Here is a 10,088-nt window from a genome sequence, read left to right as displayed (position 1 = left end):
CGCGGGCCGGAGCCGGCGCGGCGGCACCCGCGGCGGCACCCGCGCCGGCGATCCCGGACGGGGCCCTGGCCGCCGGTCGCTGGCTGCGCGCCCACTCGGACCCGGACGACCTGGTCGCCACGAACGCGCACTGCCGCTGGGGCCGGGAGGACCCGTGCGACAGCCGCCATCTCTGGGTGACCGCGCTGTCCGAGCGGCGCGTGCTGGTCGAGGGCTGGACGTACACCGCGGCGAACATGAGCCGATGGCGCCCGGGACTGCTCACCGAGCGGCTGCCGTTCTGGGACGCCGAGCTGCTCCGGGCGAACGACGCGGTGTTCCACGAGCCCTCGGCGGAGGCGGCCGGGCGGCTGCGGGACCGCTACGGCGTGCGCTGGCTCTTCGCCGACGAGCGCCGTGGTGAGGTGAGCCCGCGTCTCGCGGACGTCGCGGAGCTCCGGTTCCGCGCCGGCGGCTACGCCGTCTACCGGCTCCACGACGGGGCGGACGTGACGTAAGGGTCGTAAGGTTTGCGCAATGGTTCGCCAAGGGGCGGCGGCGCGGTACGCGCCCGCCGTCCCTTTCGCTGTTCACTGCGGCGGTGACTGTCACCGATCTGACGACCATTCCCTTCAACCGGACGCACGTCTCCGGCAACGAGCTGGACTATCTCGCGCAGGCGGTACGCCAGGGCTCCACCAGCGGGGACGGCCCGTTCACCGCGCGGGCCGCCGGGCTGCTGCGGGACATCACCGGGGCCCGCCACGTGCTGCTGACCACCTCGTGCACCCACGCGCTGGAGATGTCGGGGATCCTGCTCGACCTGCGGCCCGGCGACGAGGTCATCGTGCCGTCGTTCACCTTCATGTCGACGGCCAACGCCTACGCCCTGCGCGGCGCGGTCCCCGTCTTCGCCGACTGCAGGCCCGACACCCTGAACCTGGACGAGCGGCTCCTGGAGGCCGCCGTCACCGACCGCACCCGGGCCGTCGTGGTCGTCCACTACGCGGGCGTCGCCTGCGAGATGGACGCGATCACCGAGATCTGCGACCGGTACGGCCTCGCGCTCGTCGAGGACAACGCGCACGGCCTGGGCGGCTCCTACCGGGGACGGCCGCTCGGGTCGTTCGGCCGGATGGCCGCGCAGAGCTTCCACGAGACGAAGAACGTGCAGTGCGGGGAGGGCGGCGCGCTGCTGCTGAACGACGCCGACCTCGGCGCCCGCGCCGAGATCATCCGGGAGAAGGGCACCGACCGGGGCCGGTTCTTCCGGGGGCAGGTGGACAAGTACCGGTGGGTCGACATCGGCTCCAGCTACCTGCCGTCCGACGTGCTCGCCGCGCAGCTGACCTCCCAGCTGGAGGACTTCGACGCCATCCAGCTGCGGCGCCACGCCGCCTGGCGCGCCTACCACGAGGGCCTGGCGGACTGGGCCGCGCGCAACGGCGTCGCGCGGCCGACGGTCCCCGACGGCTGCGAGCACCCGGCCCACCTGTACTACCTGCTCCTGCCCGATCTGGGCAACCGGCAGGCGTTCATCCGCCACCTCGCCGCCCGGGGCGTGCAGGCGGCCTTCCACTACCAGCCGCTGCACTCCGCGCCCGCGGGCGTGCGGCTGGGGCGGGTGGCGCCGGGCGGCTGCCCGGTCACCGAGGAGGTCGCCGACCGTCTCGTCCGGCTGCCGCTCTTCGCCGACCTGGACGAGGCCGGCGTGGCGCGCGTGATCGAGGCCGTCCTGGCCTACGAGGTGAGCTGATGTCCTGGAACGACGTGATGGAGACGCGGGCCGTCCGGGCTGTCGCCTCGCCGCTGGAGTCCGCCAGGTTCGGCAGGACCGTGGAGCGCCTCACCGTCCCGGCCGGATCGCCGGTGCCGCTCGCCGAGGTCCGCGCCGCGGTCCTCGACTCGGCCGCGGACGTCGTCGTGCTCCGCTACCCGGCCGAGCACGTCGGCTGGTTCGCCGGGCTGACCGGGCCCGGCCGGACCGCCGTGTTCGCCGACTCGCTCGTGTACTGGCGCCTGCGCGCCGGAGCGGGACGCGCGCCCGAGCCCTCACCCGGCCTGACGGTGACCGGGTCGGCCGCCCCCGCGGCGGTGCGGGAACTGGTCGCCGCCACCTTCTCCGCGTACGGCAACCACTACCTGGCCAACCCGCTCTTCGACCCGGCGGCGGCGCTGGCGGGCTACCAGGAATGGGCCCTGCGCTCGGCCGCCGAGGGCGCCTGCCTGGTGCTGGAGCACCGGGCGGCGGGGCAGGAGTCCCGCCTGGCCGGGCTGGCCACCCTCGAGGACGAGGACCCGCGCACGGAGATCCTGCTCGCCGGAGTGGTCGCCGGACTGCAGGGGCGCGGTCTCTACGCCCATCTGCTGAGGGCGGTGGAGGAGCGCGCGCTGGCCCGCGGCGCGGCGGAGGTCGTCATCTCCACGCAGGGGCACAACGTGCGCGTGCAGCGGGCCTGGGCCAGATACGGGTTCGAGCCGGTGCAGGCGCTGCTCACCGTTCATCTGGTGCGGAGCCCGCTCCTGCGCGAGCACGGCCATGGCCCGCTCCCGCCCTACCGGGAACGCTAGGGTCGCCGTGGCCACGGGAGGCGGCGTCGCCCGGCGACCCGGTGCGCTCGCACACGACGTAGGCCGGCCGGCCCATGTTGTTGCCGTGGATGCGGCCGACGTACTCGCCGAGGATGCCGATGGACATCAGCTGGGCCGAGGAGAAGAGCGCGACCATCGAGGCCACGGTGGTGAACCCGGCCACCGTGGTGTCGCCCGTGGCGAAGCGCCACAGGACCACGGCGCCCAGCAGCAGCCCGACCACGCCGGCCGCGAACCCGAGGTAGCTGGCCGCGCGCAGCGGGGCCGTGCTGTAGCCGACGAGCATGTTCACCGTGTGCCGGACCAGCAGGCGCGGGGTGTAGTTCGACCGCCCGCTGCTGCGCTCGTCCATGTGCACCCCGACCGACCCCACCCGGGAGGTGGCCCACGACAGGGCCACGTCGATCGAGACGTGCGGCCCCGACAGCTCCTCGAACCCGTCGCGCAGCCGCGTCCGGAAGGCGCGGAAGGCGCTGATCGCGCGGGCGCCGCGGATGCCCAGCGCGCCGGCCATGCCCGCCTTCACCGAGCGGGACGCGAGGCTGCGGAGGAAGCCGTGCTCCTCCTCGTGCGGGATCCCGTACACCAGGTCCAGGCGGTCGCCCTCCAGGGCGGCCAGGAGCAGGGGGATCTGCTCCGGCGGGTGCTGCAGGTCGTCGTCCATCGTGACGACCACCTCCGACCGCGCCTCCCTGATGCCGGCGGCCAGCGCGTTGTGCTGGCCGTAGTTGCGGGACAGGCGGATCGCGCGCACGGCGTCGAACCGCCGGGCGAGGTCGGCGGCCGTCTCCCACGTGTCGTCCGGGCTGCCGTCGACCACGAGGATCACCTCGTGGCGGGCGGACGCCTCGCGCAGCACGGGCATCAGCCTGGCCACCAGCGCCGGAAGGGTGCGCGCGGAGCGGTAACACGGAACGACCACCGACACCGACATAAATCCCCCGATCATTTCTGCGGGCGAATGCCCCCATTCCACCCGCCTCGTGATCACGATTCGGAGTGACCGTAACATGGTTGAAGTGGAAAGCCGAGTCAAGCGCGGCAGGGATTCATATTCCAGGCGTCGTGCTTTGATCTCGGTCCTTGGCGGACAGCGCATCACATACCTGATGGCGGGCGCCATGACGGCCGTCGTCTATTACTGCCTCCTTGGCCTGGGATTGGCGGTCACCGGGAATTCGGTTCCCTATCTTTTCCCGGTCGTGGTCTGCCATTTGATCACCGTGGTGATCGTCTACCCGTGGTACCGGCTGGTGGTCTTCCGCGTCTCCGGGGAGTCGTGGGTGACCGGCTACCTGCGCTTCTACGTGGTCGGCCTGAGCTTCCTCGGCGCCTCGCTCGCCGGACTCCCGCTTCTGGTGGAATTCGCCGGAATTCCGGTGATGGTGGCACAGGGGCTGATAATCCTCGCGAGCCCTCCGCTGAGTTACGCGATCAACCGGGCGTGGACGTTCCGCGACCGGAGCGCCGCCTGAAAGGGTCGCCGGAATCCCCGGAACGACCCGGGGAACCCCCGATAAGGGAAACGCGCCGCCCGCTCTTCGCCAAGCGGGCCGGGCGGCGGGCGATCTCCGGCCGGAGCCCCGCATAAACTCGGCGACGGCTGGCCGTCGCGGCCACGCGTTCCTCGCGGAAGGATCAGAAAAAGCGTGAAGGCACTCGTTCTGACCGGGGGAAAGGGGACGAGACTGCGTCCGCTGACCCACACCTCGGCGAAACAGCTGGTTCCCGTCGCCAACAAGCCCGTGCTCTTCTACGGGCTGGAGGCGATCCGTGACGCGGGGATCACCAGCGTCGGCATGGTCGTCGGCGACACGGCCGACGAGGTCCGCGAGGCCGTCGGCGACGGCTCGCGGTTCGGCCTCGACGTCACCTACATCCGCCAGGAGGCGCCGCTCGGCCTGGCCCACTGCGTGCTGATCGCCCGGGAGTTCCTCGGCGACGAACCGTTCGTGATGTACCTGGGCGACAACTTCCTGGTGGGCGGGATCACCGACCTGGTGGACGCCTTCGGGCGGGCCGACTACGACGCGCAGATCCTGCTGACCAGGGTCGCCGAGCCGCAGTTCTACGGGGTGGCCGAGCTCGGGCCGGGCGGCGAGATCCTCGGGCTACAGGAGAAGCCGGAGCACCCGCGCAGCGACCTCGCGATCGTCGGGGTCTACATCTTCTCCCCGGCCGTCCACGAGGCGGTCCGGGCGATCAGCCCGTCCGCGCGCGGCGAACTGGAGATCACCGACGCCATCGCGTGGATGATCGAGAACGGTTCCCGCGTCCACTCGCACTTCGTCAGTGGCTACTGGAAGGACACCGGACGGCTCCAGGACATGCTGGAGTGCAACCGCATCGTCCTCGAACGGGTCGAGCCCGACGTCAGGGGGACGGTGGACGACCTGAGCGAGATCACCGGGCGGGTCGTCGTCGAGCCGGGCGCGGTGGTGGAGAACTCCGTCCTCCGCGGGCCGATCGTGGTCGGGGCGAACACCAAGATCCTCTCCTCCTACGTCGGCCCCTTCACCTCGATCGGCTCCGGCTGCCTGGTGGACAGCGCCGAGATCGAGTACTCCATCGTGCTGGACGGCTCCTCCGTCCAGGGCGTCTCGCGCGTCGCGCACTCCCTGATCGGGCGCAACGTCGAGGTCAGCCGCGCGACCGGCGTGTCGAACACCCACGAGCTGATGGTGGGCGACCACAGCCGGATCCAGGTGCGCGCGTGAGAACCCCCGTGACCGGCGCCTCCGCGGAGGCGCCGGTCACGGGGGCACCGGATCACTCGTGGAAGACCGGGTCGACCCAGTAGTTCGTCGCCTGGAAGCCGAGCGACGGGAAGATGTTGTTCGCGTTGTACCGGTAGACGCCGTTGGGGCCCGAGGCGCCGTCGGCGAGGGCGACGAGGGAGCCGTCGGGGCTGGTGTACTGCGTGTCGAAGTAGGGGCGGGTCACCGAGTAGTAGCCGGACGTGGTGTGGTACGAGGCCACGTAGGTGGTGTTGGCGGTGACGTCGATGGGGGCCGGGAAGTTGACCTGCTGCCAGCCGGTGGCGGTCTCGCCGGTGAAGACGGCGCTGGCCAGGAGCTGGCCGTTGCTCGCCCACAGGCTCCCGGTGTGGGTGCCGGTGTTCTGCGGCCCCTTGTAGAAGCGGATCCCGCTCACCTTCCCGTTCACGGTCGGCCTGAACTTGACGCCGACCGTGATCGCCTGGTTGTCGGGCTGCGTCACGGTGGCGGGCACCGCCGTCTCGTTCCACAGGCTGTTCGTCGGGGTGAACACGACGTCGACCCAGTAGTTCGTCGCCTGGAAGTTGCTGTTCGGGAAGGCGTTCGCCGCCCCGTACGCGTAGACGCCGTTGCCGCTGCCGGGAGCGGTGAGCGGGCCGTTGGTCCGGTTCGTGGTGAAGTAGGGGCGGGTCGTCGAGTAGTAGCCGGACGTGGTGTGGTACGAGGCCACGTAGACGGTGTTGGCGCTGATCGCCACCGGTGTCGGGAAGGTGACCTGCTGCCAGCCGGTGGCGGTCTCGTCGGTGAAGACCGCGTTGGCCAGGAGCTGCCCGCCGGCCGTCCACAGGCTCCCGGTGTGGGTGCCGGTGTTCTGCGACCCCTTGTAGAACCGGATCCCGTTCACGGTCCCGCTCTCGGTCGCCCTGAACCGCACGCCGACGGTGACCGGCTGGTTGTCGGGCTGGGACGCGACGGCGGGCGTGCCCTGCCTGTCCCACAGGCTGTCGGATATGGTCACCGTGACGGGGGGTGACGTGCTCGGCGCGAAATGGATCACGGCCTCGTGGTCGAAGGTGTCGCCCCCCAGGTAGACGGCGACGATCTGGTGCGCCCCGGGGCCCAGGTCGTCGAGCGTGATCCGGGCCGGTCCCGTGGCGTCGTGGTAGGCCGAGCCCAGGACGGTGGAGCCCTCCTTGAAGAGGACCTCGCCGGCGGGCACGAGCGAGCCGCTGACCGGCTGCACCGTGGCCGTCAGGGTGACCGGGTCGCCCCTCCAGGCGGAGGTGACCGAGGAGGTCAGGGCCGTGGTGGTCGGCGGGTCGTCCGGCAGGTGGAGGCGGGTGGCCGGGATGCTGTTGGTGCCCTGGATGGAGACCGTGTCGTCGAGCGCGAAGACACGTCCGCTGACGGTGGCGCCGAAGCCCACCGCGACGGAGCCGTCCGCGAGGAGGGTGCCGCGGAAGGTGCAGTACGTGCCCAGTGTCGCGGATCCGGAGATCTGCCAGAAGACGTTGTCGGCCTGGGCGCCGCGCAGGAGGCTGATGTTGCCGACGTTCGCCACGGTCAGGCTGGAGGCCTGGAAGATGAAGACGGCGTCCGGGTCGCCCTGCGCGTCGAGGCTGAGGGTCCCGCTGATCGTGAAGCTGCCGGTGGTGGAGGCGTAGACGCCCGGCCCCTTGGTCGTGCCGCCCAGCGAGGGGGACACGGTGGCGTCGGGCGTGCGCCCGGCGGCGTCGTCGTAGGCGGCGACCGCGTCGGCCTTGGCCGCGGCCGCGGTGGCGTTGCCCGCGTGGATGCTTCCTCCCGTGACCACGCCGGGCGGGAAGCCGGTCACCGTGGACCCCGGGCTCACCCCGAGGTCGCCGGTGACCGCGGTGGAGTTCACGTTGGTGACCGAGGTCCCGGCCAGCACCGCGAACGACACGGCGTCGCCGAGGTCCACCGGGTCGGCCGCGCTCGCTCCGCCCGCCGTGCCGGTGACCACGCTCATCGCCATGACGGCGGTCATGGCGGCCCTGAGCCAGGCGCGGCCGGCGCGTCGCGGCCGGGAGTGCGGAAGGCTCCGGGACCGCCCGGCGCCGATCGTGGGCGCGGCCGTGCCGGCCGTCCCGGCGAGCGCGTCGCGAACAGATCTGTACATGCGACACAACTCCTTACTTTTCTCGTGCTTGTCCAGGCGTCCGGAAGGATCCGCCGCCGTTGTTTCCGTCGTGGATGAACCCTGAGATCTTCGCGAGCCTCTGCGACCTGCCATGTCAATCACGAGAGGCGGTTGGAGATGGGCGGCGAGAGAGATCGCCGGAATATCGTCACGCCGTTCGGCGGCGTCACGTCACCCGTTGACGACTGTGCCGCGAAGGGAGGTGCGCGCGGGTGTATGCGCGATCAAGAAAGAGGTCTCTTGATATGCGAGTGGCAGAGAATTTACTCGCCGATACTTCCAATCATCACTTACTTTTCGGCATTAAATTGGTGTCCGTGCTGTCCGGGCGGTTGCCTGCCGGTCGGGCGCCCGGGACGGCCCTCCCGTGCGTACGCGCGCAAGCCTCCCTCGTCGCCCCCCATAAGCCAATAAAAAGAGATATCTGTTGATTTCTAGTGATTTGGCGTGTTCTGTGGGGTGAGGGCTGCCGCCCGCGGTCGCTTCGCGTTATTTTCGGTGCTTTTCTTGGCCGCGTGGAATGCGACACGCCCGGACAGCGGCCGGAACTGCGATGCGCCGACCCCGGGCTCTTACAGTCGGCTCGTATTCTCCTCTGAAAGCGACGGGGGTCCTGATATGGGAGAGAAACTGGTCGTGGTAGGCCAGGGGTACGTCGGCCTGCCTCTCGCGATGCGGGCGGTCACGGCGGGCTTCGACGTCGTGGGGATCGACGTCGACCAGTGGCGGATCAAGCGGCTCAACGCCGCCGAGTCCTACGTCGAGGACATCGGCGACGAGATGCTGGCGGTCGCCCACCGCTCCGGCCGCTACCTGGCGAGCGCCGACTACGCCGACGCCGCGGGGTTCGACGTCTGCGTGATAACCGTGCCGACGCCCCTGCGCGAGGGGGTGCCGGACCTGAGCCACATCGGCTCCGCGGGCGAGTCCGTCGCCCCGCTGCTGCGCCGGGGCGCCACGGTGATCCTGGAGTCCACCACCTACCCCGGCACCACGGAGGAGTACCTGATGCCTCTGCTGGAGGACGGCTCCGGGCTGCGGGCGTGTGAGGACTTCCACCTGGGCTACAGCCCCGAGCGCATCGACCCGGGCAACGCGCGCTGGCGGCTGGAGAACACCCCGAAGGTCGTCTCCGGGATCGACGAGGCGTCCCTGGAGCGGGTCCGCGCGTTCTACGGCCAGATCGTGCAGGAGGTCGTCCCGGTCTCCTCGCTGCAGGTGGCCGAGCTGTGCAAGCTCCTGGAGAACACCTTCAGGCACGTCAACATCGCGCTGGTGAACGAGCTCTCGATCTTCGCGCAGCAGCTCGGGATCGACGTCTGGGAGGCCATCGACGCCGCCTCCACCAAGCCGTTCGGCTACATGCGCTTCACCCCGGGGCCCGGGGTCGGCGGGCACTGCCTGCCCATCGACCCCTCCTACCTGTCGTGGCGGGTCAAGCGCAGCCTGGGGCACAACTTCCAGTTCGTGGAGCTGGCCAACGACATCAACGACCACATGCCGGACCACGTCGTGCACCGGCTGACCCTCGCGCTGAACCGGCAGCGCAAGCCGGTCAAGGGCAGCCGGGTACTCGCCCTCGGCCTCGCGTACAAGAAGAACGCCGGCGACTGCCGGGAGTCGCCCGCGATCGAGGTGGTCAGGGCGCTGTACAAGCTGGGCGCGGACGTGTGCGCCGCCGACCCGCACGTGGACGGCCTGATGCTGCCGGAGGGCATCGCGATCGTCGAGCCGACGGCGAAGGAACTGGCCGCGGCGGACGCGGTCGTGGTCCTCACCGACCACGACGTCTTCGACTACGAGCTCATCCAGGAGACCAGCGCCTTCGTCTTCGACACCCGTAACCGCTGCCGCGGGCCCAACGTCGAGAGGCTCTGACCTCATGATGCGAGACGGCGGCCGGCCGCTCGCCCGGCCCGGCCGCCCGCCCGGCACCGCCGGGTCCGGCACCTGCGGCCGCCCGGCATAACGGGCGGGCGGTTCCGTCCGCGGGCCCGGGAGACCCGCCCGCGGACACCGCGTCGCAGATGTTCTCCACCATGCCCGACGGTGCCGTTTCCCGGGACCGCTCTCGATCCGGACGATCGAGAAGGTCCTGCGGGAAGCGGCACCGTCGTCATGTGGCCGTCCGCCGTGGTGGCGGTCACCGGGGTCGTGGCTCCGTGCCCCGCACGGGGCGCGCGGGGCACGGAGGCCGGCGGTCCCAGTTCACGGAACCTGGGGCCCGAGCCTCATCCGATGAACGGGTTGACAGTGTCCATCAGGGTGATGGAACTGACGGGACTCGTGCAGCCGGTGAAGTATTCGCAGCTCTGCGAGCTCATGAGACCGAAGTGGCTCACGGGGCCCAGGATCACCGCGCTCATGGGGCGGGCGTACCCGATGGAGGCGAAAAGACCCGCCGGCTGAACGGCGGGGGCGTCGAGACAGGGCAGGGCGACGGGCCGGATCGGCCCGTCGAACACGGGCGGTCTGACGGGGACGGCCGGCGCGACGGGCTTGACCGGCACAGCGGGCTTGACCGGCGCGACGGGCCTGATCGGTGCCGCAGGCTTGGCGGGCTGGACGGGTTTGGCCGGTGCCGCGGGCTTGACCGGCGCGACGGGCCTGATGGGTGTCGCGGGTTTGGCCGGTTGGAT

General features: G+C 70.9%; 9 protein-coding genes. 6 read left to right on the top strand and 3 right to left on the bottom strand.

The window, feature by feature from the left end; genetic code table 11:
• From ABD841_RS22390 to ABD841_RS22380, 3 genes are all read left to right on the top strand, one after another.
• Positions 1 to 497: hypothetical protein (locus tag ABD841_RS22390; RefSeq protein ID WP_344975028.1), on the top strand; the 497-nt coding region annotated here is incomplete at its 5' end.
• 83 nt (positions 498 to 580) lie between these two features.
• Positions 581 to 1,735: a dTDP-4-amino-4,6-dideoxygalactose transaminase gene (rffA, locus tag ABD841_RS22385; protein ID WP_344975025.1), complete on the top strand. Its 1,155-nt coding sequence runs from the start codon at positions 581 to 583 to the stop codon at positions 1,733 to 1,735.
• The gene (locus tag ABD841_RS22380; protein ID WP_344975023.1) at positions 1,735 to 2,550 is read left to right on the top strand and encodes a GNAT family N-acetyltransferase; all 816 of its coding nucleotides are present in this window, start codon (positions 1,735 to 1,737) and stop codon (positions 2,548 to 2,550) included. The genes rffA and ABD841_RS22380 overlap by 1 nt, the downstream gene beginning before the upstream one ends.
• On the opposite strand, the gene ABD841_RS22375 is transcribed toward ABD841_RS22380, so the two are convergent.
• A complete protein-coding gene (locus ABD841_RS22375; protein ID WP_344975020.1) occupies positions 2,474 to 3,505 on the bottom strand; it encodes a glycosyltransferase family 2 protein in 1,032 nt (343 codons plus the stop codon). The two genes, ABD841_RS22380 and ABD841_RS22375, sit on opposite strands and share 77 nt — an antisense overlap.
• Positions 3,506 to 3,590: 85 nt before the next feature.
• Here ABD841_RS22375 and ABD841_RS22370 point away from each other — a divergent pair, with 85 nt between their 5' ends.
• Together ABD841_RS22370 and ABD841_RS22365 are read left to right on the top strand one after the other, a co-directional pair.
• Complete coding sequence (locus ABD841_RS22370; RefSeq protein WP_344975018.1) at positions 3,591 to 4,046, top strand: GtrA family protein; 456 nt, start codon at positions 3,591 to 3,593, stop codon at positions 4,044 to 4,046.
• A 174-nt stretch (positions 4,047 to 4,220) separates the two neighbouring features.
• A complete protein-coding gene (locus ABD841_RS22365; protein ID WP_344975015.1) occupies positions 4,221 to 5,288 on the top strand; it encodes a glucose-1-phosphate thymidylyltransferase in 1,068 nt (355 codons plus the stop codon).
• A gap of 52 nt (positions 5,289 to 5,340) precedes the next feature.
• On the opposite strand, the gene ABD841_RS22360 is transcribed toward ABD841_RS22365, so the two are convergent.
• Positions 5,341 to 7,428, bottom strand: a complete 2,088-nt coding sequence (locus ABD841_RS22360) for a DUF4082 domain-containing protein (RefSeq protein ID WP_344975012.1) — start codon at positions 7,426 to 7,428, stop codon at positions 5,341 to 5,343.
• Between the two features lie 639 nt (positions 7,429 to 8,067).
• Here ABD841_RS22360 and ABD841_RS22355 point away from each other — a divergent pair.
• Positions 8,068 to 9,327, top strand: a complete 1,260-nt coding sequence (locus ABD841_RS22355) for a nucleotide sugar dehydrogenase (RefSeq protein ID WP_344975009.1) — start codon at positions 8,068 to 8,070, stop codon at positions 9,325 to 9,327.
• A 353-nt stretch (positions 9,328 to 9,680) separates the two neighbouring features.
• Here ABD841_RS22355 and ABD841_RS22350 read toward each other — a convergent pair.
• Positions 9,681 to 10,088, bottom strand: a 408-nt coding sequence (locus ABD841_RS22350; RefSeq protein ID WP_344975006.1) for a hypothetical protein, incomplete at its 5' end; no start/stop codon positions are given.

It is taken from the genome of Streptosporangium fragile, from assembly GCF_039534445.1.
Taxonomy (GTDB): domain Bacteria; phylum Actinomycetota; class Actinomycetes; order Streptosporangiales; family Streptosporangiaceae; genus Streptosporangium; species Streptosporangium fragile.
The sequence above is the reverse complement of the archived record's forward strand: the minus strand, read 5'-3'. Positions and strand labels throughout refer to the sequence as shown.

What these genes read in the sequence shown, in the direction of transcription:
- ABD841_RS22380 (WP_344975023.1), top strand. Translation starts at nt 1,735, where the DNA reads ATGTCCTGGAACGACGTGATGGAGACGCGGGCCGTCCGGGCTGTCGCC.
- ABD841_RS22375 (WP_344975020.1), bottom strand. Translation starts at nt 3,505, where the DNA reads ATGTCGGTGTCGGTGGTCGTTCCGTGTTACCGCTCCGCGCGCACCCTT.
- ABD841_RS22360 (WP_344975012.1), bottom strand. Translation starts at nt 7,428, where the DNA reads ATGTACAGATCTGTTCGCGACGCGCTCGCCGGGACGGCCGGCACGGCC.
- ABD841_RS22355 (WP_344975009.1), top strand. Translation starts at nt 8,068, where the DNA reads ATGGGAGAGAAACTGGTCGTGGTAGGCCAGGGGTACGTCGGCCTGCCT.